Annotated in this window: 25 protein-coding genes and 1 tRNA gene; 8 read left to right on the forward strand and 18 right to left on the reverse strand. The window is 34.0% G+C overall.

What is annotated here, in order from left to right; genetic code table 11:
- Window positions 1–51: 51 nt before the first annotated feature.
- The 11 genes from ACR1PN_RS03085 to ACR1PN_RS03135 form a co-directional block, all read right to left on the reverse strand.
- A complete protein-coding gene (locus ACR1PN_RS03085; RefSeq protein ID WP_433978832.1) occupies window positions 52–1050 on the reverse strand; it encodes a 2Fe-2S iron-sulfur cluster-binding protein in 999 nt (332 codons plus the stop codon).
- A gap of 46 nt (window positions 1051–1096) precedes the next feature.
- On the reverse strand, window positions 1097–2023 hold the full coding sequence (locus ACR1PN_RS03090; protein WP_433978833.1) for a hypothetical protein: 927 nt from the start codon (window positions 2021–2023) through the stop codon (window positions 1097–1099).
- A 13-nt stretch (window positions 2024–2036) separates the two neighbouring features.
- A complete protein-coding gene (nuoF, locus tag ACR1PN_RS03095) occupies window positions 2037–3392 on the reverse strand; it encodes an NADH-quinone oxidoreductase subunit NuoF (protein ID WP_433978834.1) in 1356 nt (451 codons plus the stop codon).
- 72 nt (window positions 3393–3464) lie between these two features.
- On the reverse strand, window positions 3465–3974 hold the full coding sequence (nuoE, locus tag ACR1PN_RS03100) for a complex I 24 kDa subunit family protein (RefSeq protein WP_072957958.1): 510 nt from the start codon (window positions 3972–3974) through the stop codon (window positions 3465–3467).
- A gap of 131 nt (window positions 3975–4105) precedes the next feature.
- The gene (locus ACR1PN_RS03105; protein WP_433978835.1) at window positions 4106–5329 is read right to left on the reverse strand and encodes an NADH-quinone oxidoreductase subunit D; all 1224 of its coding nucleotides are present in this window, start codon (window positions 5327–5329) and stop codon (window positions 4106–4108) included.
- Window positions 5330–5410: 81 nt separating this feature from the next.
- Window positions 5411–5905, reverse strand: coding sequence for an NADH-quinone oxidoreductase subunit C (locus ACR1PN_RS03110; protein ID WP_433978836.1), 495 nt, complete (start codon window positions 5903–5905; stop codon window positions 5411–5413).
- Window positions 5906–5915: 10 nt separating this feature from the next.
- Window positions 5916–6476, reverse strand: coding sequence for an NADH-quinone oxidoreductase subunit B (locus tag ACR1PN_RS03115; RefSeq protein ID WP_007844976.1), 561 nt, complete (start codon window positions 6474–6476; stop codon window positions 5916–5918).
- 103 nt (window positions 6477–6579) lie between these two features.
- Complete coding sequence (locus ACR1PN_RS03120) at window positions 6580–6951, reverse strand: NADH-quinone oxidoreductase subunit A (protein ID WP_378177426.1); 372 nt, start codon at window positions 6949–6951, stop codon at window positions 6580–6582.
- A gap of 242 nt (window positions 6952–7193) precedes the next feature.
- The gene (locus tag ACR1PN_RS03125) at window positions 7194–8231 is read right to left on the reverse strand and encodes a T9SS type A sorting domain-containing protein (protein WP_433978837.1); all 1038 of its coding nucleotides are present in this window, start codon (window positions 8229–8231) and stop codon (window positions 7194–7196) included.
- 524 nt (window positions 8232–8755) lie between these two features.
- The gene (locus ACR1PN_RS03130) at window positions 8756–8932 is read right to left on the reverse strand and encodes a hypothetical protein (RefSeq protein ID WP_433978838.1); all 177 of its coding nucleotides are present in this window, start codon (window positions 8930–8932) and stop codon (window positions 8756–8758) included.
- A gap of 1 nt (window position 8933) precedes the next feature.
- Window positions 8934–10058, reverse strand: coding sequence for a GNAT family N-acetyltransferase (locus ACR1PN_RS03135; protein WP_433978839.1), 1125 nt, complete (start codon window positions 10056–10058; stop codon window positions 8934–8936).
- Between the two features lie 105 nt (window positions 10059–10163).
- Between ACR1PN_RS03135 and ACR1PN_RS03140 the strand changes: the two genes are divergently transcribed.
- Together ACR1PN_RS03140 and ACR1PN_RS03145 are read left to right on the forward strand one after the other, a co-directional pair.
- Window positions 10164–10853, forward strand: a complete 690-nt coding sequence (locus ACR1PN_RS03140) for a zinc metallopeptidase (RefSeq protein WP_378177435.1) — start codon at window positions 10164–10166, stop codon at window positions 10851–10853.
- Between the two features lie 125 nt (window positions 10854–10978).
- Window positions 10979–12100, forward strand: a complete 1122-nt coding sequence (locus tag ACR1PN_RS03145) for a hypothetical protein (protein WP_433978840.1) — start codon at window positions 10979–10981, stop codon at window positions 12098–12100.
- A 14-nt stretch (window positions 12101–12114) separates the two neighbouring features.
- Here ACR1PN_RS03145 and ACR1PN_RS03150 read toward each other — a convergent pair whose 3' ends face one another.
- From ACR1PN_RS03150 to rbfA, 7 genes are all read right to left on the reverse strand, one after another.
- Window positions 12115–12714, reverse strand: coding sequence for an IMPACT family protein (locus ACR1PN_RS03150; protein WP_433978841.1), 600 nt, complete (start codon window positions 12712–12714; stop codon window positions 12115–12117).
- Window positions 12715–12725: 11 nt separating this feature from the next.
- Complete coding sequence (gene ribD / locus ACR1PN_RS03155; protein ID WP_433978842.1) at window positions 12726–13751, reverse strand: bifunctional diaminohydroxyphosphoribosylaminopyrimidine deaminase/5-amino-6-(5-phosphoribosylamino)uracil reductase RibD; 1026 nt, start codon at window positions 13749–13751, stop codon at window positions 12726–12728.
- A 60-nt stretch (window positions 13752–13811) separates the two neighbouring features.
- Window positions 13812–15617 (reverse strand): DUF349 domain-containing protein, encoded by a 1806-nt coding sequence (locus tag ACR1PN_RS03160; RefSeq protein ID WP_433978843.1) that lies wholly within the window; start codon window positions 15615–15617, stop codon window positions 13812–13814.
- Between the two features lie 75 nt (window positions 15618–15692).
- The gene (locus ACR1PN_RS03165; RefSeq protein ID WP_433978844.1) at window positions 15693–16430 is read right to left on the reverse strand and encodes a shikimate dehydrogenase family protein; all 738 of its coding nucleotides are present in this window, start codon (window positions 16428–16430) and stop codon (window positions 15693–15695) included.
- 62 nt (window positions 16431–16492) lie between these two features.
- The gene (locus ACR1PN_RS03170; protein WP_433978845.1) at window positions 16493–18262 is read right to left on the reverse strand and encodes an endonuclease; all 1770 of its coding nucleotides are present in this window, start codon (window positions 18260–18262) and stop codon (window positions 16493–16495) included.
- Between the two features lie 49 nt (window positions 18263–18311).
- Window positions 18312–19517: an ABC transporter permease gene (locus tag ACR1PN_RS03175; RefSeq protein ID WP_433978846.1), complete on the reverse strand. Its 1206-nt coding sequence runs from the start codon at window positions 19515–19517 to the stop codon at window positions 18312–18314.
- 4 nt (window positions 19518–19521) lie between these two features.
- Window positions 19522–19881, reverse strand: a complete 360-nt coding sequence (gene rbfA, locus ACR1PN_RS03180; protein ID WP_378177611.1) for a 30S ribosome-binding factor RbfA — start codon at window positions 19879–19881, stop codon at window positions 19522–19524.
- A gap of 81 nt (window positions 19882–19962) precedes the next feature.
- On the opposite strand from rbfA, the gene mce reads away from it, so the two are divergent.
- The 6 genes from mce (at window position 19963) to ACR1PN_RS03210 (ending at window position 24499) form a co-directional block, all read left to right on the forward strand.
- Window positions 19963–20361, forward strand: a complete 399-nt coding sequence (mce, locus tag ACR1PN_RS03185) for a methylmalonyl-CoA epimerase (RefSeq protein ID WP_433978847.1) — start codon at window positions 19963–19965, stop codon at window positions 20359–20361.
- Window positions 20362–20423: 62 nt separating this feature from the next.
- Window positions 20424–20497 (forward strand) — tRNA-Ile (locus ACR1PN_RS03190).
- A gap of 351 nt (window positions 20498–20848) precedes the next feature.
- Complete coding sequence (locus tag ACR1PN_RS03195) at window positions 20849–21997, forward strand: tyrosine-type recombinase/integrase (protein WP_433978848.1); 1149 nt, start codon at window positions 20849–20851, stop codon at window positions 21995–21997.
- A 254-nt stretch (window positions 21998–22251) separates the two neighbouring features.
- The gene (locus ACR1PN_RS03200; protein ID WP_433978849.1) at window positions 22252–23220 is read left to right on the forward strand and encodes a TM2 domain-containing protein; all 969 of its coding nucleotides are present in this window, start codon (window positions 22252–22254) and stop codon (window positions 23218–23220) included.
- A 2-nt stretch (window positions 23221–23222) separates the two neighbouring features.
- Entirely contained in the window at window positions 23223–23831 is a 609-nt protein-coding gene (locus ACR1PN_RS03205; RefSeq protein WP_433978850.1) for a hypothetical protein, read from the forward strand.
- 398 nt (window positions 23832–24229) lie between these two features.
- Window positions 24230–24499, forward strand: a complete 270-nt coding sequence (locus tag ACR1PN_RS03210) for a helix-turn-helix transcriptional regulator (protein ID WP_433978851.1) — start codon at window positions 24230–24232, stop codon at window positions 24497–24499.
- Window position 24500: the final 1 nt, after the last annotated feature.

Consider the following 24500-nt stretch of genomic DNA (forward strand, 5'->3'; position numbering starts at 1 on the left):
TTTGAGATTGCTCCCATTTTCAAATTTTCAAATTAATAAATTTTCAAATTTTTATTTTTCGTCTTTTTCGCTGATTTCTTTAGCCATCGGATTGTCTAAAACTCTCAATTCGTCTTTAGGCTTCTCGTAATGGTTCAATGAAATTACCGAATGTCTGTCAATATGTCTTGGCCCTTCAATGTTCCAGTCTGAAAGAGATTTTCTTTCGAAACGACAAGTATCGCAGATAAATTCTTCAACTTCTCCCCACTGATCTTTTCTTGCAGTTACTCTTACGATTTCGTCTCCTTTCATGTAAACCGTAGCTTTTCCTGAACATTTATCACATTTACAAGAAGCGTTCATTGGTTTTGTAAACCAAACTCTGCTTGCGAAACGAGCGGTTCTGTCAGTTAATGCTCCTACAGGACAAACGTCGATTACGTTTCCGATGAAGTCATTATCTAAAGCTTTGTTTAAGTAAGTTGAAATTTCAGCATGATCTCCTCTGAACAAAATTCCGTGCTCTCTTTCGCCTGTCAGTTGGTTTGCAGCCAATACACATCTTGCACAAAGAATACAACGGTTCATATTTAATTTGATGTGAGGACCTAAGTCGTCTGCATCATAGGTATTTCTTTCGAATTCAGTTCTGGTTTCAAGATTTCCATGCTCGTAACCTAAATCCTGAAGATGACATTCTCCAGCCTGATCACAAACCGGGCAATCTAAAGGGTGGTTTACCAATAAAAATTCGGTAACCGCCTTTCTGCCTTCCTGAGCTTTTTCAGAAGAAAGGTTTTTCACTTCCATCCCATCCATTACATTGGTTCTGCAGCTTGCCACCAATTTCGGCATAGGACGAGGATCTGCTTCTGATCCTTTAGAAACTTCCACTAAGCACGTTCTGCATCTTCCACCACTGGTTTCCAGCTTGCTGTAGTAACACATTGCAGGAGGAACAGATTTTCCACCGATTTGTCTAGCAGCTTCCAAAATAGAAGTTCCAGGCAAAACTTCAGTAGTCTGTCCGTCTATAGTTATTTTGAATTTTTTAACCTCTTCGCTCATATTCTATGCTTTTCGCTTATGCTGTTAAAAGCTTTTAAGCTCTATTTTAATTATATTTTTTTGTATTAAATGTATATCCAATCCCGAAATTGAACTGTGCATACACAAAATCCTGTGAAGCTTTGTCTGGTTTGTTGTTCAGTGTCGTTTTGATGTCGGGCATATTAATGTATCCCAATTTTCCTTCCGCCTGAAGAACAATATGTCTTATGGCAACTACACTTATTGCAGCTCTTGCATCCAGACCAAAACCTGCAAGATGGAATCTGTCGCTTCTTTCATTTCCCATCAGCTGAACATTGGATTTTGGCAATAAAGCGCCTAATCCTGCTCCGTAACTCAAGAAAACATCAATGTTTTTCTTGTTGTAAACATTATGATATTTCTGAGCTCCAATATTGATATAATTAAGACCGTCAGTGTGTTCAAACGTTAAGAAATCACCACTGTTAAGATCTACTTTACCATTATTGACCATTGCTGCATATTTCGGATCATCGATATGACCTTTGAAATCTACAACCTGATCCTGATCCATCACATATTTCATGTGATCCATTCCTAAAGTAATTCCGAAATTATCTTTCGGGAAATAGGTAATTCTATAATTTACCTGTGGAATGGTAATACTTCCCGGATTGAAATATGTTCCCCATTCAAATTTTGTCTGTCTGTCATGAGCCACAACATTGTCTAACTGGAAATCATATCCATCACCTTTAAATCGTATATCAGAGTTTGAATATCTTGCATTATTCCAACCCCAGAATACCATCACCGAACCTTTTTTAAAAGGATTGTTTTCAACTTTAATTTCAATTCCTTTAGTTGTATCTAAAATAGTATTGAATAAAGGAAGTTGATTCTCTATAACTTGCGCTGTATTAACACTTTCTTTAATAATTAACGAATCTTGCTTCTGTGCAAAAATTAAATTCGATAAAAATAATCCTACAGCAATAAACTTCTTCAAAACTTAATTTCAATTAATTAGTAGTTGCAGCAGGAATTGGATCCGCATAGTTTGCCAATCCATAATTCTGTGTCTGAGACAATTCGGGGTTTTTAATATGCCATTCAAATTCGTCTCTGAAATGACGAATAGCCGCTGCAACAGGCCAAGCCGCTGCATCACCCAATGGACAAATCGTGTTTCCTTCGATTTTTCTCTGGATATCCCAAAGTAAATCGATGTCTTCCATTTTTCCTTCTCCTTTCTCGATTTTCTTTAAAATCTTGTACATCCAACCCGTTCCTTCACGGCAAGGAGTACATTGTCCGCAACTTTCGTGATTATAGAATCTCGCCAAAGTCATGGTATGTTCTACGATACACTGGTCTTCATCCAATACGATGAAACCTCCTGAACCCATCATCGTTCCGGTAGCAAAACCACCATCTGCTAATGATTCGTAGTTCATGTATCTTGGTTCTCCGTTTACGGTTTTTAATAATAAATTGGCAGGAACAATCGGAACAGAGCTTCCTCCAGGGATACAAGCTTTTAATCTTTTTCCGTCTTTAATTCCACCACAATATTCTTCTGAGTAAATGAATTCTTCAACAGTGATGGTCATGTCGATTTCATAAACTCCAGGTTTGTTGATGTTTCCACAAGCAGAAATCAATTTCGTACCTGTAGATCTTCCCACTCCGATTTTAGCGTATTCAGCTCCTGTAATGTCAATAATTGGAACGACTGCCGCAATAGATTCAACGTTATTTACTACCGTTGGTCTTTCCCAAAGTCCTTTTACAGCCGGGAATGGCGGTTTTAGTCTCGGATTACCTCTTTTACCTTCAAGAGATTCAAGCAATGCAGTTTCTTCACCGCAGATATATGCTCCACCACCTCTTTGAACATAGATTTCCAAATCGAAACCAGTTCCTAAAATATTTTTACCTAAAAATCCTGCTGCCTTAGCTTCTTCAATCGCCTCTTCTAAAATATCCGGAATCCAGGAATATTCTCCACGGATGTAGATATAAGAAACGTTTGAGCCTAAACAGTAAGATGAAATCAACATTCCTTCAATCAATAAATGAGGAAGAAACTCCATCAGATATCTGTCTTTGAAAGTTCCCGGCTCAGATTCATCGGCATTGACTACCAAGTGTCTCGGCACGCCTTCAGGTTTTGCCAAAAAGCTCCATTTCATCCCGGTTGGGAATCCAGCTCCACCACGTCCACGAAGTCCTGAAACCTTCACTTCTTCAAGAATTTCGTCCGGTGTCATTTTCAAGGCCTTTTCTGCAGCTGTGTAACCTCCCTGCTTGCGGTAGGTTTCAAAGTAGCGGATACCTTCTATATGTGCGTCTTTAAGTAAAAGTTTTTTACTCATTTTTTATTATGCTTTTAGCTATTGGCTTGTGGCTTTCTAGCTTTTTATAATTATTAAAAAAATTAACTCAAATTAGTCTAAAGCGATTTGTCCTTCTCTGCACAGATCAAGGATTTCATCTACTTTTTCTATCGTTAAATTTTCATGAAAGAATTTTCCTAACTGCATCATCGGAGCATATCCACAAGCACCAAGACATTCAGCAGGCTTTAATGTGAACATCCCGTCTTCCGTAGTTTGTCCGTCTTTAATGTTCAGTTTAGTTCTGATATGATCCAGGATTTTTTCACTTCCGCAAACCATGCAAGGTCCCGTTCTGCAAACTTCCAAAACATATTTACCAACCGGCTTCATATTGAACATCGTATAGAAAGTTGCAACTTCATATACTTCAATTGGCTTAATACTCAATAATTCCGCAACATAATCCATCACAGGAACGTCTAACCATCCTCCGAATTCTTTCTGTGCCAAATGCAGAACAGGAAGAAGAGCAGATTTTTGTCTTCCTTCAGGATATCTTGCGATAATTTTGTGTACCTGTGCTAAACTTTCCGGTTTAAAAGCTATTGTTTCGCTCATATTTAAAGATTTTAGATTTTAGATTCTAGATGAAAAATCAGAGTCTAAAAATCTTATCATTTTTTATTATTTATCTTGAACACTTATTTTAGATTAATTTAAAATCTTTAATCTAAAATTTATAATTTCAATTATGCGTCTAATTCTCCCGCAATAATATTCATACTACACATCGTTACGATCGCATCAGAAATTACAGAACCTGTTATCATCTCAGGATATGCCTGGTAGTAGATAAAACATGGTCTTCTGAAGTGCAGTCTGTAAGGACTTCTTCCACCATCACTCACCAAATAGAATCCTAATTCTCCGTTTCCACCTTCTACAGCGTGGTAAACTTCACCTTTAGGCACATCAGTTTCTCCCATTACAATTTTGAAATGGTAAATCAAAGCTTCCATTTTCTGATAAACATCCGCCTTTTCAGGAAGATAGAATTCAGGAACATCTGCATGGAATGGTCCTTCAGGAAGATTTTCGTAGGCTTGCTTAATGATTTTGATAGATTCCCAAACTTCCTGCTGACGAACCATGAAACGGTCATAAGTATCTCCTGCAGTTCCTACCGGAATGATAAAATCGAAATCTTCGTAAGACGAATAAGGTTGTGCAACTCTTACATCATAATCAACTCCTGCTGCACGTAAATTCGGACCTGTAAACCCGTAGCTTAAAGCTCTTTCTGCTGAAATTGCTCCTGCACCAATGGTTCTGTCCATAAATATTCTGTTTCTCTCCAATAGATTACAGAATTCCTGAAATCTTGGCGGGAAAGTTTTTAAGAAGTTTTTCAGTAACTCATGGAATTTTGGAGTGAAATCTCTCTCAAAACCTCCGATTCTTCCCATATTGGTAGTCATTCTTGCTCCACAGATCTGTTCATACATATCGTAAATACGCTCTCTTTCGATGAACATATACGTAAGACCTGTAATGGCTCCTGAATCCATTCCGGTTACCCCGTTACAGATTAAGTGATCTCCGATTCTTGCCAATTCCATCAGAATAACACGCATATAATCAACACGCTTCGGAACTTTTACGCCAATCAGTTTTTCTACTGTCATATGCCATCCGATATTGTTAATCGGAGCTGAACAATAATTCATACGGTCAGTAAGCGTTGTAATCTGAGAAAAATTTCTTCTTTCGGAAATTTTTTCAAAAGCTCTGTGGATATAACCAACCGTTTGTTCTGCGTGAAGAATTCTCTCTCCGTCCATCGTAAGAACGTTCTGAAAAATTCCGTGTGTTGCAGGGTGAGTAGGTCCCAGATTCAGGGTGTATAACTGCCCGTCAATCTGTTCTTTACTGTCGTATTGGTTAAGTATATTAGATAATGAGTTGTCTTTCATAATAAATTCATTTGAGGTTTGAAATTGATTATTTGAAATTTGAATGATATCAAATTTCAAATAATCAATTTCAAATTTGTCCTATCTTCCGAACATTGCGTCGTCTTTGTCGGTTCTTGTTCCGTCTTCCAAACGATATTCTTTCAGCATTGGATGATAACCAAGGTCTTCCATATTCAGGATGGGTCTTAGATCAGGATGACCTTTAAATTTAATTCCGTAGAAATCAAAAGTTTCTCTTTCCATCCAGTTTGCTCCTGCATATAATTCAGTCAAAGAATCTACTTCAACATTTTCTCTCGACATGAATATTTTCAAACGGATTCTGAAATTCGTCATCATATTATGCAAGTGGTATACAACGCCGATTTCTTTCTCCGGAAATTCCGGGTAATGGATTCCACAAATATCAGTGAGGAAATTTATTTCTAAAGATGAATCTTTCAGGTAATGAATTACTTTTTTGATGTCGTCTTTTTTAATTTCAACAGTAAGCATTCCATAAGGTTCTGAGTTTGAAATTACAGATTCCGGAAATTCTCTTGTGATTGCTTCTAATACAAATTCGTTTGTCATTTCCGTCCTATTAATTGCTAATGTTGTAAGAATCTAAAAGTTTCTGATATTCAGGCATATCTCTTCTTCTGATGCTTTCGCTTTCTGCCAAAGCCTGAACCTGCATTACCCCTTCGATAATCTGCTCCGGTCTTGGAGGGCATCCCGGAACATAGACGTCTACCGGAATGATTTTATCAATCCCTTGCAAAACCGAATATGTATCAAAAATACCACCACTCGAAGCGCAAGCTCCAACAGCAACAACCCATTTTGGCTCAGCCATCTGTGTGTAAACTTCTTTTAAAACGGGTCCTAATTTTTTAGAAATAGTTCCGCAAACCATCAGCATATCTGCCTGTCTTGGCGAGAAAGAGTTTCTTTCCATACCAAATCTTGATGCATCATAGGTCGGGTTTAGGGTAGCCATGAACTCGATACCGCAGCAAGAAGTAGCGAAAGGAAGGGGCCAAAGTGAAAACTTTCTTGCCATTCCGATAACGCTGCTCAGTTTCGTTGCGAAAAACCCTTCTCCTTCAAATCCTTCAGGAGCTGGTGCATCTGTTCTTATTATTGGTTTTTGATCTGACATTTTTTTGATTTTAAGATTTAATATTAGATCGTAAATCGTTGTTAATGTTAACTTTAGATTTAATCGAGTTGATCTAAATGTCTTATTTAAAATTATAATTGATTTATTTATCCCAGTCTAATGCGCCACGTTTCCAAACATAGAAAAATGCAAGGAAGAAAATTGCAACGAATGTAAGTACCGCAAAGAAGCCTTCAAGACCAAATTCTCTGAAGTTTACAGCATAAGGATAAAAAAATACGATTTCGATATCGAAAAGTACAAAGAGTACTGCGGTTAAGAAATACTTAATGGAGAACGGCGTTCTTGCGTTTCCCTCAACAGGTACTCCACATTCCCAGCTTGAGTTCTTTACAGAATTTCCTTTTTTCTGTTTCGGACCTAAAAAATGAGCTCCAAGCAAAGAAATAGCAACGAAACCTACTGCAACGCCCGCCTGGATAAGGATTGGAATATAACTTTCAGGTAAATTCATTTTTACATTATTATCTCAAGTTGCAAATTTAGACAATAAACAATAAAACATGAAATTAATCAACTTAAAAGTCGCTTCAAAATAGGAAAAACAGATAATTTAGAATTATTAAAAATAGTGTTATTTTTGTTTTGTTTTTAAGAATAATTTGGATGATCCAAACAAATTGATGAAAGTAAATAGAATGTTATTTACGGTAAGTTTGTGGATTCAGTGGTTTATATTAGTGCGTTTCAAGAAAATTAATTGTAAATCATTACTTTTTTAGTGAACATTTCTCCGTTCTTAATTTTAAATGTCAGTAAATATGATCCAGTGTTAATCCCTGAAATGTTAAGCTTTTCAAGTTTGTTTTGATTAGAGAAATCTTTTACTTTTTTTCCTGTATTGTCAAATAAGTTAATTGCTATAATGTCATTTCTCTTGATAGTAGTTTCAACGAAGATTACATTTTTGGCTGGGTTAACAATTTTAAAATAATCATTGTTTGATTTGTTTTCTTGAGTACTTAGTGTCGGAGTACAAGATGAATTTGTTGAAGTTAAATTGTAAGCTGTTGCTGCGCCGTTGATTTTGTGATTGTAAGTTCTAATCGTATTTCCTAATTGTTTTGTATTTATATCAAGTTCGTGCAAAGTCGAATTATAAGGATAGTTGATGGCATTGTTTATAATATAGGCTTTTGAATAAGTGCCGTAATTAATGGAAAATGCTGCGTATGAACTAATATTTGTAAGAGTTGTGAATAGACAGCTTTGTGAAGGATTTAATAAATTAATTTCAAGAATACGACTGTTACTTGTTGTTAAGAAAAGCCTACTTTCAAAAAAAAATAAATCTCCTGTAGATGTATAGCCTGAAGGCAGCTGACCAACTTCAGAAAATGTACCTGAATTGATATCGTATTTGTCTAATTTGTTAACACCAACAGAATAGATGAAACTTCCAGAGTCTGCAACTAAGGAATTTGAAGAGGAGTTTGTGAAATTTCCTAAAAACTCGCAATTTGAATTATTTGAATTCTTTCTGTATAAAAGCCCATCCGAAGTCACGTAATACACATTGTTGTTGCTGTCAATTGCAATGTCTTGATAAATTTGAAATGTATTAACTGTAGGCGAGCAAAAAGGTACAGGTATTTCACTGGGATTTGTAACGTTAAGCTTATAAATTTCATTATTATTGATGTTACTAGTAGTGTTTACATAAAATTCTTGTGAATAAATTTTTATTGAAATAAAAGAAATCCAAAATAAGAAAATTTTAAAAAGTAAATTCATGGTTTTGTTGTTATTTTCATTATGATTATTTCCCGATATTAAAGGCTGAGAATTTAATCAAAAAATCGATTTTTAGAATTGTTTTTATGTGTACGTCATTCCAATTATTGGTACTGAACATTAATGAATATTTGGCTAATGTAATTTATGAAAATATCTAATGTGTAAATATTATTTTGTTTGAGAATTTTTTAGGTTTCTTAAATTGTTAAAAAAAGCATTGAGACGTTTTATATCAATTGAGTAATAATACAGTTTTTACAGCATTTACTATTTAAATATTCGATGATTATAGTAATTTCCTGATTATTAAGAGAGGGATACTGATGTTTGATTTGTAATATCTTGTTGTGGATGCTACTATTTGGAACCGTTGGACGACTTATATTTAACGTAAAATTATTGTGAGTATAGTTTAATAAAAATAACAAAAGTAAAAAGAATATCAATCCGTATTATGTTTTCGTTAATTTAAGATAGGATGTTTATTCATAGTGATGTGATTAATACTGCTGTTTTCAATGTTATTTCTTCAATTTTTTTAACACAGTAAACGCCATAAAAGAAATATAACCGAAAAGTACACTTGCATAAACAATATTGATTAATGTGTTTGTTCTGTCATCAGCTGTTGCAAAAAAAAGGTTGTAAGAAATAAACCCGGCAATAAGAATGGCAAAAATAATCAGGTGTAATTTCATATCAGAATTTTAATGAATATGTTCTTCTTCTTTTATGATTGACTGGGTTGTAATCCTGCCAAAGAAGCTGAATGTTTTTGTTTTCTTCCAATTCGGGATTGGTTTCAAGATATTTTACACCTTTTTTTCTGAAAATCTTCCAGATTTCTTTAAAAATAATTGAAGTGACACCACGTCTCTGGTAATCAGGATGAATACCAATCAGGTAAAAATTGGCTCTGTCGTTTTTTCTTCCCGCCTGTAAAAAATGCCACCACCCCAAAGGTAGAAGTTTGCCTTTCGATTTCTGTAAAGCTTTTGAATATGAGGGCATTGTGATTGCAAAAGAAACAAGGTTGTTGTTTTCGTCTGCAATACACACAATAAAGTCTTTATCGATGAGCTTGAAGTATTTTTCTTTATACGTTTTTCTCTGCTCGTCTGAAATAGGAGTGTAAGTTGAAAGATGTTTGTAGGTTTCATCAAGAAGATCAAACATGGGATCTACATACTGTATAATCTCTTCTTTATTTTTGAAATTTAAAACGTGAAGCTTATATTTTTCGGAAATAAGATCATTGAACTTATGAATTTTTTCAGGTAAAACCTCCGGGAAAATAATTTCAAATTCTACCCATTCTTTTTCTTTCGTTAAACCAATTTTTTCCAAATGTTTCGGATAATAATCATGATTATAGATTCCGATCATTGTTGCTAATTTGTCAAATCCCAATGTAAGCATACCTGCCTTGTCGAGATTGGTGAAACCCATTGGTCCTTCGATAGTGTTGATGTTTTTTTCTTTGGCGTAATCAATCGCTGTCTGAATTAATGCCTGAGAAACCTCTTCATCATCAATAAAATCGATCCATCCGAAACGTATTTTTTTTATGCCGAGTTCTTTTTCTTCTTTGTGATTGATGATTACTGCAATTCTTCCTGCAATTTTATCATTTTTATAAGCAAGAAACTGTTTTGCTTCAGAATAATTCAAAGCCGGATTTTCGGCAGCATTCCAGATATTAATTTCATCATTAATAAACGACGGAACATAAAATGGGTTGTTTTTGTATAACTCCATTGGGAACTTTACAAATTTCTTTAGATCATCCGGTGTTTTTACTTCAAGAATTGAAACTTTCGACATAGTTTTCAGGTAAATTCAAACACAAATATAATTAATTAAAGCCAAAACTTTGGCACAATTTTTACTCACATAGTATATTGTTATATATTAAAAACTAAAAATAAAATGACGGTTTATTATCTTATTATAGGAATATCAATGCTTGTAAGCTGGTGGGTTTCCTCAAGATTAAAATCTAAATTCGAATACTATTCAAATGTTCATCTCAGAAACGGGATGTCAGGGAAAGAAGTTGCCGAAAAAATGCTGAGAGATAATAATATTCATGATGTACAGGTAATTTCTGTTCCGGGGCAATTAACTGACCATTATAATCCTGCAGACAAAACTGTAAATTTATCCGAAGGTGTTTATATGCAGAGAAATGCAGCGGCAGCGGCAGTTGCAGCTCACGAATGTGGTCATGCGGTTCAGCATGCGGTAGGATATTCAATGTTGCAATTAAGATCGAAGCTGGTTCCGGTGGTAAGCATCAGTTCTAATCTAATGCAGTTTGTATTAATGGCAGGAATTGTCGTTATGGCAATGAGCGGAAATAAACTGGTTTTATTAATTGGAGTTATTATGTTTGCGCTTACAACACTTTTTGCTTTTATAACACTTCCGGTAGAATATGATGCAAGTAATCGAGCAATGAAATGGCTGAAAGATACAGGAACAGTTACTTCTGAAGAATATGTTGGTGTTGAAGACAGCTTGAAATGGGCGGCTAGAACCTATTTGGTTGCAGCTCTTGGCTCACTGGCTCAATTGCTTTATTTTGCATCCCTGCTGATGGGAGGTAGAAGAGATTAGTCTTAAATTCTTAAAGAAAAAAATATTTACATCTCAGATAAATTTTCTGAGATGTTTTTTTTAATATTTTGAATGATAAGAATTCATTTGAAATTGATATTTTTGACTGAATTCATTTTTAAAATATGAAGCAAAACAAATGGGAAATTAAATCAGAAGTTATTCAGTTAAGTCTGCTGATTAAAATTGTAGCTTTCTTTTGGTTTATAATGAAAGTTTGGAGCTATAAAAAATGGATTGCAGATCGTTTATATCCTGTAGTTCCTTCTTTTGATTTTTTAAAGAATGTTCCCAATTTTGTTCATTTTACATTATTCTGTACTTCGCTTATTTTTTTACTTTTTATTTTTTTTAAAAAAGAGAAGCGTTTTATTATACTTTTATTTTTAATTAGTGAAATATTAAGTTGCTTGCTGGATGTTATAAGATGGCAGCCTTGGGAATATATGTACTTATGTTTTTTTGTAATTGTAATCATTAATTACCAAAAGCCAAGGAATGCATTTGCTATTTTTCATCTGTTTTTGGTGGGAATGTATTTGTTCAGCGGGCTTCATAAGCTGAACCGAACTTTTCTTAATGATGTCTGGGTAAATACAATTCTTGATAAGCTTGCAGGCATTTCACTTGATACTGTCGTAAAGTATAAGCTTTTTTTTATGGGACTTATAATTCCCTTTTCTGAAATTTTATTTGCAGGATTACTTCTCTTTTCGAAAAATAAAAGAATGATCAGTTATTGTTTGATTGGGATTCACATAACAGTTCTTATTATTTTAGGACCATTCGGATTGAATTATAATTCTGTCATCTGGTTTTGGAATCTTGCTCTTATTTTTATTTTAGTAGTGCTTTACCACAAGCCAATGGAAATTACAGATATCAGAACTTTAGTAATAAATAATTTTTACTGGCTGATACTTTGGTTTGTAATGCCTGTTTTTAGTTTTTTTGGCAGATGGTATCAGTATTTGTCTTTTAATCTTTATTCCGGAAAAGGGGAGCAGGTGTATATAGGTCTGCCTCCCGAAATTCAGGTAAAGAGAGAGTTTGGCTCAACGATAGTATATGATCACAGATCTTATATTAATCTTCATAACTGGGCAATGGAAGAATTGAATTCTGCCCCGATTCCCGAGAAGAACGTTTATCTGAAGATTAGTCACGAAATTAAAAAAAGATACGGAAAAGATCATGTGAAAATAATCCTTTACAATCCCGCTAATAAAAGTATAATCGAATTATAAAAAAGTAAGTTGCTCTAATTTTTACAGACAACATGCTGAATCTTATTTAGTGATTTAATAAGATCATCTTTATGGCGGTTTTTTACTCTGGCTGAAATTACCGCTGTTTGCTCAGAATCAAAGTTAAGAACCTTTGCGTCAAATTTAGAAAGTAAAGTAAAAATTAGGTTCTGTTGATTAAACTGAAACTGAATTTCAATCTCTGTTTCCAGCTCTTTTGTAATGATATTGGCTTCTTCTAAAGTTAATTTTGCTGATTCTTTATAAGCTTTCACCAAGCCGGAAACTCCTAGTTTTGTTCCTCCATAATAACGAACGCTTATTACCACAACATTCGTAATTTCATTTGCTAAAAGTTGATTGTATATGGGTAAACCTGCACTTCCTGAAGGTTCTCCGTCGTCATTTGCGCGATAGTTTTCGCCATTTAAACCCATCCTGAATGCGTAACAGTGATGTGTCGCTTTCGGATGCTCAGTTTTGATTTTGTCTAAAGTATTTTTCAGTTCAGTTTCATTATTAACAGGAAAAGCAAAACCTATAAACTTGCTTCCTTTTTCTTTAAGCAGGATGTTTTCTACGGGTTTTTCAATGGTTTTATATTCGTACAGCATAAGTCAGCTTCTTAGATTGAATTTTTATGAAATTCAATCATGTTATCTCTGAAATCTTTTATGTCAACAGGATTATTTTCAAAATTCGGGGCTTTTGTTCCGTTTTCCAAGATAAGGCTTCTGTTTTTAATAATGATGGCTTCATCCCAAAGATTGGCATTAATAAATTGCTGAAGTACAAAACTTCCACCTTCCACAATGATTGACTGAATCTGAAGTTCATAAAGTTTTTTCAGCATATTTTCAATAAAATTTTCTCTTGAAGCTTTAATGAATTTAATATTTCCTTCTTCGCCTTCCTTCACAGAATTGAAAACCAATGTTTCAGCTTCATTGTTATAGATATTAAAATCAGAAGAAACTTTTAAATCCATATCAATTAAAATTCGGATAGGATTTCTGCCAAAAATTTCTCTCGTCGTAAGACTTGGATTATCCCGTAAAGCAGTCATTGTTCCAATCAAAATAGAATGTTCGTCACTTCTTAACTGATGCACAAATTGTTTGGTAAGGGAATTACTGATCTGAGTTGGCCTAAAATCTTTATCGACAAAACGGTCGCCCGATTCTGCCCATTTTAAAATAATGAAAGGTCTTTTCTTTTCGTGATAGGTGAAAAACCTTTTATTTAATTCGATACATTCTTTTTCCAGGATTCCTGAAACGACTTCAATTCCTGCATCTTGAATGATTTTTTTGCCTTTTCCGTTGACTTTATCATGAGAGTCCATCGCTCCGATAACGACTTTTTTAAATCCTAATTCAACAATTTTAAAAGCGCAAGGCGGAGTTTTCCCGTAATGAGCACAAGGTTCCAAAGAGACATAAATGGTCGATTCAGGAATCAACGTTTTATCTTCAACAGAATTAATGGCGTTAATCTCTGCGTGGTTTTCTCCTGCCTTATGATGGTAGCCTTCCCCGATAATTTTACCGTTATGAACAATCACACTTCCTACAAGCGGATTTGGGTAGGTGTTTCCGGTGGCTTTCTGAGCGAGCTCAATGCATCTTCTGATGTAAAATTCGTCTTGCATAAGATAAAAAAAGCGAATACAAATTTCTTTGTTTCGCTCTATATTTACTTTAGTTGTTATTTATTCTCCAGAAATAATACTGTGAAGATTCTGCTTTAAAGTCTCAAGATGAGCTCTCTTGTCATCAATAGAATTGTACGTTTCAGCAAGAAGAGGGTTTTCTCTTGAAGGATTTTTAAAGAACGAAAGATTGTTTTCAAGCTTCACGATTTCGGCTTCGAGATCTGAAATCTGACTCTTAATTTTTCTTGCTTTATCCGTCAGCTGATTTTCAGATAAGCCTTCTTCTTTCAGTTCTAGCTCATTGATTTTATTAAGCTTTAATTTTTCTCTCAGAGTCCTGTTGAATTCAGAATTGATGTTCATCTTATCTCTCGGAACTTTTCCGATATTGTTCCAGGATGTTTTTAATGCCTCAATTTTTTCGATGCTGCCTTCGTCGTTCGAAATGGCTTTCAGCTCTTCAAGAATATCTTTTTTAAGCTTGTAATTTTCTTTCCAGTTGTCGGTAGAAGCACTGCTTTTTTCTCTGTAATTGTTGAAAAAGGTATTGCACGCATCACGGAATTCGTCCCAGATTTTATTCGTCATGCTTTTCGGAACGTGACCGATTTTTTTCCAGTCTTCCTGAAGTTTTTTAAATAAAGCCACTGCAATATCCCACTCTTCAGAATGCATATTGTCTTTCGCCGTCTGAATCAGTTTCATTTTCTCTTCCAGGTTTTGCTGTTGCGAGCCTTTCAGAGATTTATAATAATTGTTTTTTGTCGTATTGAATCCTCTTAAAGTTGTTTTAAAATCATTCCAGTTGTTGTTGGATAATTTTCTCGGTACACTTCCTGTTTTCAGAAACTCAGAACGTAATTCTTCAACCCTTCTGATAGAATTCTGCCAGTAATTATGATTTGCATTGTCTTTGGGTTCAGAAAGTTTCCTTATTTCAGCAATAATTTCGTTTTTTCTTTCAAGATTAGCGTTTTGCTCTGTTTCAATAGCTGCTGAAAGTTCAGTTTTTCTTTCGTGTATTTTATTGGAAATTTCTTTAAATTCTTCCCATGTCTTTTCACGAAATTCTTCTGCAACAGGTTCTGCTTCCTCTTTCCAAAGTTTGTGAAGGTACTGAAGCTCGTTTAAAGCTTTCTGTACCACCGGCTCGTTTTCCAGCTCTTTTGCTCTTGCAATAATATGCTGTCTTTTTTCAAGATTGTGGCTGTATTCCTGCTCAAGAAATTCTTTATTCATATCCAGCATCTGATAAAACTGATTCAGATGATGGAAATAGTTGTTGTTTAAAATTTTAAATTCAGACTTTGCAACCTGACCTGCATTAGACCATTCTTCTTTAATCTCTCTGATTGATTTGAACAGATTAACTCCGGGTTCAGAATTGGTATAAAGATTTTTAAGTCTTTCAATAATACTTTGACGTTGCTCAAGATTTTTCTTTTGTTCTTCCTCCTGATTTTTCTGAAAATGATCGTGTTTTTCCTTGAAAATATTGATTAAGGCCGAAAGTTTTGATTGGGAAGGATGTTCATAGCTGAAATTTTCAGGTGCGTTTCCTGCATCTGTATATTCGTGCTTTTTATCTTCCACTTCATCATGAATGGTATGATTTGCTTTTTCCTTTAATGCATTAAATTCACGAAATCTTTCCCCTGCATTATTAGAGTTGATAATTTTTTCCATTTCCTTGAGAACATCTGTAAGCGAAAGATGTGCGATAGAGTCATGATGAGAAGCATCAGAATCTTCGTCTTGATGATTTTCTTCAGTATTCCCGATGTTGTTTTCTACTACTGTTTCCTGATGTTCTGCAGAAGGTTTGTTTTCTTCGTTTTCAGAAAGATTATTTTCTGTTGTCATAGCAAATCTTTTATGAATAATGGCGTTAATTTTCTTAAACGAGCTAATATAAGCCAATTAAGTTACTAATTTATGTTATTTTTTTTTAAACGACCAAATTTCCCAAGCTTTTTCTGCCTGTTGTTCCAGCATATAATATCCGTTTACGGTTTTTGCGCCGTTTTGTGCTGAATTTAAAATAAATTTGCTGCATTCCGGATTATAAATCAGGTCTATCACCAGATGTTGATTGGTAAGTGCCTCAAACGGAAATTTCAGGCAATCATCTGTATTGGGAAAAGTTCCGACAGGAGTACACTGAATAATCAGTTTGTTTTCTGCAACTGTTTTTAGATCTAAATTTTCAAAATTCAGGTCAGACTTTCTGGAAATGGTTTTATAAGGGATATTGTTTTTATCTAAAACATATTGTACTGCTTTTGCTGCGCCTCCGTTTCCGAGAACCAAAGCTGATTCGTGATGTGGCTTTTTGTGAGCGATTAAAGTTTTTTCAAAGCCAAAAGCATCGGTGTTGTAACCGGTTTTCTTTCCATTTTCAACTAAAACACAATTCACAGCTCCTATTTTTTTTGCTTCATCACTCAGCTCATCAAGATAGTCAATGATTTTTTCTTTGTAAGGAATCGTTACATTAAAACCTAAAAGATCTGGTGTTGAAAGAACGTTTTCAACTTCGTTAATTTCCTGAAGATCGAAAATAGTATATGAAAAATCGATAAGCTTTTTCTTTTTGAATTTATCTTCAAAATATTTTTTTGAAAAAGAGTAGGAGATGTTTTTACCAATCAGTCCTAATTTATTACTGGAGTCCATTCATCAAAAATAAAAAAAAGACCGATAAAAACCGGTCTTTAGTATTAAAAATATTTGTTGTCTTACTCTACAATGAATTTCGTAGAATTGTTGTCTGCTTTTAGGATATAAACTCCTTTTGCCAATCCATGCAAATCAATTTTATTTGAATTTTTGAAAGGATTTGAAATGTTTCTAATCAATTTTCCTGAAAGGTCATAGATTTCTGCTTTCGAAACTTTATTCAGGTTTTCTCCTTTTATAAATAATTCGTGATTTCTCACAGGGTTCGGATAAACACTGAATCCACTGTCTTTAGAATTTTCAACAGTTGATAATGATGTTGCACAAGTCCAGCTTAAATCGTCTATTGCAACTCTGTTTGAAGCGACAGGATTAATTAATTTAATCACGACATTTCCGGAAATATTAACGTTGACAGTAGTTGTAATGGCATTGTCACTATATGGAATTGTTGTAACAATCGTACCGTTTACTTCTAAATTTAAAGCAGAAGTTGTGCCTCCAAATTTACGTTGTGTTGTAACGGTAAGTGTTTGGATTCCTCCCGAAACAGAACTGCTTGTTAAACTGCCATTTTGAATTGTAATTGCCTTTCCTGTAATGGTTTGATCTGTTCTTGCATCAGTCGCAGTCCAAGTGATATTGTTATTTGTCCAAGTTCTTGTTGTATAGCTTGAAGAAGAAGCTGGGATGTTTGAGAAGTCTTCTGTTCCACAAGTTCCGCCGCCTCCTGTTCCGGCAAGTGTGGTTTCTGTAGCTGTATTACTTTGAGTAGAGAAATTACCCGCAGCATCTTTTGCAATGACATAAAAATCGTAGGTTGTAGAAGAAGTTAAACCTTGTACTGTTGCAGAAGTTCCTGAAACAGTGGTTTTTAAAACTCCGTTTGCGTAAACATCATATCCTGCAACACCAATATTATCTGTAGAAGCAGTCCAGCTTAATGCAACTGTACTTGAAGTAGGGTTGTTTGCTACTAAATTTGTCGGTGTTGTCGGTGGTTGATTGTCTGGAGTTTGAGTTTCCCAAACTAAATTTACATAATTCGGGTTGTCGATATATGGATTTCTGTTCCCCTGATAAGCATAAGATGCATTGTTTCTTCCGACCTCCGCAGGTGAAACAGGATCTAAATTGTGCCAAGCAATCAGTTGATTCAGTTCCCAGATTTGTAAACCGGGATAAGCAGAATTTCCTAACATATTTCCGTTATTAAAACCAGATAGCTGATTCTCGTATCGTGTGACGAAATAGAAAATCATTCTGGCTACGTCTCCTTTGAACTCGTCAATAGGTTCGAAAACAGTCCCTGAGTAGCCTGCTGAAACAGAATTTCCCAATTTCGAACCGTTTTGTGAGATGTAACTTGCAGATCCCACCATCCCGAAAGGATAATTTGAACGCATTCCGTTTACTTTACCATCGGTAGCTCTGATAAAATGAATGTCGTTTTTCATCGGTGAAGCTTCATCGAAAAGACTTTGAGGAACAATGTGCTCTCTGTTGTAACAGTCTCCTTCATTACTGTAGTTCCCACATTGATTGGTATTATAAGTGAAATTATAAGGATCTGCTGCTGTTGGTCTTTCTGAATAAATGTCTAAAATGCTTCCGTCATTTTCATAGTAATAATCTCTATCGGTAGTTTGATAGCCTGTCCAAAGACCATTATAACCGTTATCTATGTGGCCGCTTGTAATAATAGCTTTAAGTTGGCTTTTAAGCGTTGCGCCTGTACCTGTTGCAGTGCTGTAATAACCAGCCGGAGCTTGTGCTAAAGCACTGATCGTGATCAGTGTCAGCAAAAATGAATGTAAAATTCGTCTCATTTTTTCTAAATTGGACGCCAAATTTACAAATAATTAAAAATATAAAATATTAATTTTTAGTAATATAATCTTTGCTGATTTTTGAAAAGAGCCAAGAAATGGCTATACCAAAGACTGAGGCAATAGCAGCAACAATAAAATAATTTTTACCAACAATTTTCACGGGGAAAGGTAAATCCTCCACAGCTTTGAATAATTCTGTGTATAGCTGGAAATAGCACAATGCCGTACCTAATAGCAAACCTGAAACAATACCAAGAAAGACAATAAGAAGACCAGTATAGAAGTATGTCATTCTCAAATGGCTCAACGGAAAGCCTAAGGAAATCAAGGATTTTGCCTGTTCTTTTTTATCCAATTGCAAAATAATGATGGCTCCCGCAAGGTTAAAGGTTGTAATAAAAATAACCAATGCGAAAATAAGATAAATGAAGAGTTTCTCTGTGTTGATCATCTTCCAGAAAGCCGCATTTTCTTCTTCTTTGGTTTTAATCTCAACATTCTTCCCTAAACTTTTCAGCAAAGCTGGTTTTACATTATCTGCATTTTCAGGGTTTTTTAGCTGAATGACAATTTGATAGGCTGAATTTTTCGGAAGGTTTAATAGTTCTTCGGTTAGTTCTACCGGTGCTATGATATAACTGTTAAGCTGCTCATTTCCGGGGAATATTCCGGTAACGATTATTTCTTTTTTATTATAAATATCTTCTTCTCTGTTGATGATTCCGGTTCCGGGTTTCGGCATAAAGATAGAAGCGAAATCGCGGTCAGATTCTACAGGAACGCCCAATCTGTTAAGAAGAGAATGTTCCATAATCACTTCGTTGGAATATTCAAATGAAGGATATCGTCCGAAGAAAATTGTTTTATCTACAGGATTTACTTTTATGTAAGCTGAATCAACTCCACGGAGATAAGCAATGTCTCCTTTTCCATTATAATTAAGATACACTTTCTCCTCAATGACTCTGGAAAAGTTCGCAATATCTTTATTTCTTTTTAGAACAGCTTTTATCTTATTAAAATCTTTAATGGTTTTTCCGGAATTGCTTTTAATAGTAAGATCTGCATGTAAATTTGAGATCAGGGTTTTATTAAAATCTTCAAGGCCGGAGAAAACTGAAATAATAACAAACATTGCAGCTACAGCCACGCTCATTGCAACTGCGGCAAGCCATGTAATAAACGTCACGGCAGTACTTCCTTTTTTAGATAAAAGGTAGCGTGATGCTATGTAAAATGCAATGTTTCTCAAAGTTTTATAAAACAGGATTGTCGCCTTCGCCTCTCAATTCTTTTTCAATTCTTTCAACATCATCAAGAGTTGTATCAAGGTAGAAGCTCAGCTGTGGGATAATACGAACCTGTTTTGCCATTTTCTGGCCGATAAAGTTTCTGTACTGAGCTTTATTTTCCTCGATTTCTTTCATGATTGAAGAGCGGTGTTCCTGCGGGAAAATACTTAGATATATTTTGGCAATCCCAAGATCAGGAGTTACTTTTACATCGGAAACCGAAACAAGAATACTTTGCTTGCTTTCGGATGCCTGCTTGCGGAAAAGTTCTGCGAAATCTTCCTGTATAATCTGTGCTACTTTTCTTTGTCTGTTACTTTCCATAATTTCTGCAAATTTACTATTTTTGTTTGAATTGCTCATTTCTAAAGTTGAGTTAAAAAAATAAAATTAGTATTAAAATTTATGAAATTAGAACATATCGGTATTGCGGTAAAATCTTTAGGGATTTCTGATGATCTTTTCACAAAACTTTTAGGCAAAGAATCTTATAAAAAAGAATCTGTAGAAAGAGAAGGTGTGGTAACTTCTTTTTATGCAGCAGGTGAAAGTAAGATCGAACTCTTGGAGGCTAGCAAAGAAGACAGCCCGATCTCAAAATTTATTGATAAAAAGGGTGAAGGAATACATCATTTAGCTTTTGGAGTTGTAAATATTCTGGAAGAAATAGAAAGATTAAAAAAAGAAGGCTTTCAGTTTATTTCCGAAGAACCCAAAGAAGGTGCTGATAACAAATTAGTTGTGTTTCTTCATCCTAAATCCACCAACGGAGTTTTGGTAGAACTTTGTCAAGAAAAGGTATAAAAAATTTTGTAGAGACAGAAATTTTACTATTTTTGCAATCACAAAATTTAACCAAATTTTGAGGTCCTATAGCTCAGTTGGTTAGAGCACCTGACTCATAATCAGGTGGTCCCTGGTTCGAGCCCAGGTGGGACCACGAAAGTGAAGAATAGATTTCTTCAAAAAATTACAAAGCCTCTATTTTAGGGGCTTTTTTTATGCTTTGTTTCGTCACCATTCTTCATGGTTCATCACAAAATCGTCCCCCTTTTCGCCCCCCCCTCTCTCTTTTTGATAAATTGTACCAGTGCAAATAAATAATAATTAATTTTTTGTATAAATCAGACTAATTAATCACATTAACGAGAACTTAACATATTTTAACTAGATTGTAATTAACTGAAAATCAATGAATTAATTTGATAATTAAATATTTTTATCTATCTTAGCTGATTTTTTAATTGTTACCGATGTATGAATAAGGAATAACAATTAAAATATCAAGATTATGAGAAAGCCACCGATGAAAGCAATTATTAGAACTGACAAAGCTGATAAAACTGGTGCATGTCCTATATGTATTCAAATTTTAATAAATGGTGATAAAAAGCGAATATCAATTGGTGAAAAGATAAATCCTATTAACTGGGATACAAGTCTGGGAAGAGCTAAAGGAAAAGGCTTTAGCGATTTAAATGATATTATTGATAAAAGAAAAAGCACTTTAAATGAATTTTTTAGCCAATGCATATTTGCAGGGAAACCAATATCTAGTAATGATATTGATAATTTTCTAAAAGGCTTTAAGAATAATGACTTTTATGAGGTTTATGATTTAGTGCTTCGGCAAAAAACAAAGTTAAGTGAAGACACTCGTTATAAATATGGAGTTTTGAGGAGAAGGTTAAAAAAATTTCGTCCCAAAATTTCAGTTTCTGATATTGATAATGATTTTATTGTACAATTTGATCTTTTCTTGAAAGATTTGGGAATTGGAGAAGGTGGAATTTATAACCACCATAAATGTCTCAAAAGTATTATTAATTATGCTAAAATAAAAAAAACGATCAGCATAGATAATCCATATCATTTTAAGTCAGTTATAGTAAAGTCACCTGAACATCGGAGCACTTTTTTAGATACAGACGAGGTAATTAAAATTACAAATTATAAATCAGAAGATGAAAATGATATTAATGCTAGAGACATGTTTTTGTTGTCATGTTATACGGGTTTAAGATATTCTGACCTGTTTACATTGAAACTTTCGGATATTAATTTCAAATCAGGAGTTTTAAGCAAGGTACAAGTTAAGACTAAAGAAAAACTAGAAGTTCCTTTAAGCCAGCAGGCGATAAACTTATTAAAAAGTTATTCCATAAATAAAGAAAGCGGCGAAAAATTGTTTAAAGAGGTTAGTAATCAAGTAGGCAATAGGATTCTGAAAAAGATTGCGAAAGAATGTGCAATTAATAAGAATGTGAGTTTTCACGTAGCACGCCATACTTTTGCTTCGTACTTATCAAATGGAAATTATGCCTCGGTCATAAATATAAGTAAGCTTTTAGGTCATAAAAATATTGCTAATACTCTCGTTTATACAAACACCAGTATTAATAATTTAAAAAGCGTAATGAATAATGTTCATTTCGGATAAATTAATAAATTTGTAAAAGATAAAAATATAATTAACATAAAAGCGTAAGCTATCGTATTGGTACAAGAAAACCGCTAATCTTCTTAGATAACCAAATTCGATAGGCTTACGCCCGTGTCATCTATTGGCGTGGGCGATAAGTCATATCTGGTTATCGGGTTCTTAGCGGTACCTCTTGTACGGATTGGCTTAAAGTTCCACGCTTTTTCTATGGATTAAACTGCCGTTTTGGAACTGAATGGTTAATAATAATCATGGGAAACTTTTCTTATCTGATTCAGAAAAAATTTCGAGAGCTGAATTCAGAGCAACAAAAAATCTTTATTAGCGAATTTGAAAGACGAAAGAAATCTGTAGGAATATCTTACCTGCTCTGGTTTTTCATAGGGTGGCATTATGCCTATATTAAAAGATGGGGTTGGCTTATACTGTATATTCTTACCGCAGGAGGATTTTTTATCTGGGCAATTATTGACCTCTTCAGGATTCCTAAAATGGTAGAACAATATAATAATGATCTTGCTTTAGAAATATTACGGGATATTTCGATCATGTTTCCTGATGAGGTTCAGGATTCAGCTGATAAAGATGTTAATAAAAAGGCTGTAAATGATCTTTACATCACTCAACAAATGCAATCAGGAGAAAGTTATTCATTTTATATAATCGTTGGTATAATCATATTGTTTAGCGTTTCTGCTTTTTTCTTAAAGCCTGATCGAGCTAAAATGCAGAATGCTATTGTTGATAAAATCTTACTACAAAAACCTCAGATTTTTAAAACGATGAAAAATTTCTTTTTAGGAGAAGAAATGACGGAGAAATATTCCCAAAACTTTATTTCCAATACACTTTCTAAAAAAGGGTATTCCAATCTTGGGATATATGAAGAAGATTTTGTTTTGGTAAGAAAACTGGATTACCTCAACGAGGATTCCAAAGAAAACCTAATTACAGCTTACGGTTTTTTAGGTTTTACAAAAGTCTTTTTTAGTGATGAAAATATGGCAGAAGATAACTTCAGCAACAAACAAAATGAAAATATCAAAGATCACGATTCTCAAAGAACTGATGTAACAAGGGTCGAAAGTTATAAACCCAACACGGGATATAATTATTATGAAGAACAAGCTAAAATTAGAGAAAAAAATAAAGTATCCCAGCATTCCGAAGCTGAAACTAACGCTCTCAATCAGCAGGGAGATTCAATACAAATCAATTAATCATGAAAAAATTAATAACATTCATTTTATTCATTAATTATATTCTGATTTTTAGTCAGAAAAATATCAATGAGAAACTTGCGGAAGCTGAAAAGTTTGCCAATAAAATAATAGAAAATAATCCCGATAAAATTATAAGCTATTATAAACTGAATAACGGCATACTCAAAAAAATAAACCCTAATAATGAGAATGAGGACGATGATAGTGAGATCATGATGTCATACAGAATCATTAAAAAAAATGATAAGATCATTTACATCAGCAAATCTGATAGTTTTTGGGGAATGGGAGACTGGAATAGTTCGCAGGACTTCTATTTTGATGAACAAGGAGTTTTGCTTGGGGCTGTAAAAAAGGAGGACTGGTTTTTAGAAAACAAATGTGCAGGGCAGATCAGATACCGTGGTATTTATAAAAATTATGGAGAACCCAAATTACAAAGGGTTGATAAGTTTTACAACGAAAATGATAAAGAGATCGATTTAGATTCTCCCAATTGTAAAAAAAGTAAAAAGGAGGCATTAGAAAATGCTGAAAGAACTGATAAAATCACCTTCAGAAATTTGGAAGGATTTATGAAAGCTGAGAGAATTAAATACTACAAATAAGATTCTAGGAAAAATAAAAACAAGTCGAAAACGAGTAAAAGCATAATACTTTGGCACTGAATAATCAAGTAAAAGCATAAGTCTGAATGCAAGAAGAAACAAGTAAGAGTTACCTGAAAAGGCTCTATGAAGCCCGAAATAGAAAAGCCCTAATACTAAAGAAAATTGCAACTTTTAAACCTGTTAGAGATTAGGCAATACAAGTGAAATGTTTTAAAATTGAGTATTCGATGAGAAAAAATTAAATATTAGAAGTAATCTAAGATAAGACGGCTGATAGTCGTCTTTTTTATTGATTATTAGTTGCTTGTATTTATGTTAACAAAAATTTAACCTTCATTAACATTATATTAAGAATTTCCCTCAGTTACTTATATTAAATATTAAAAATTTTCATAATGAAACAACTAAATGAAAAGCGTTTTTTATACTTATTAAACCGCTCGAATAAACTGAGGAAAGAAGTCGCAATACTCAAAAATGAGCTTTCCAATGTTATTGAAAAACATGATGTATTAACCGTGGATGAAGTCATTCAAATTTATAAGATTAGCAGATCAACTTTCGATAGATATGTTAAGAAAGGTTTGAAGATTAATCAGCCTTGTAGAAATGGAAGGATTTCTGTGAATAGAGTTGAACTGGAAAAATTTTTACAAAAAAAATAGG

Source organism: Chryseobacterium sp. RLHN22 (assembly GCF_051011795.1).
GTDB classification, from domain to species: Bacteria; Bacteroidota; Bacteroidia; order Flavobacteriales; family Weeksellaceae; genus Chryseobacterium; species Chryseobacterium zhengzhouense.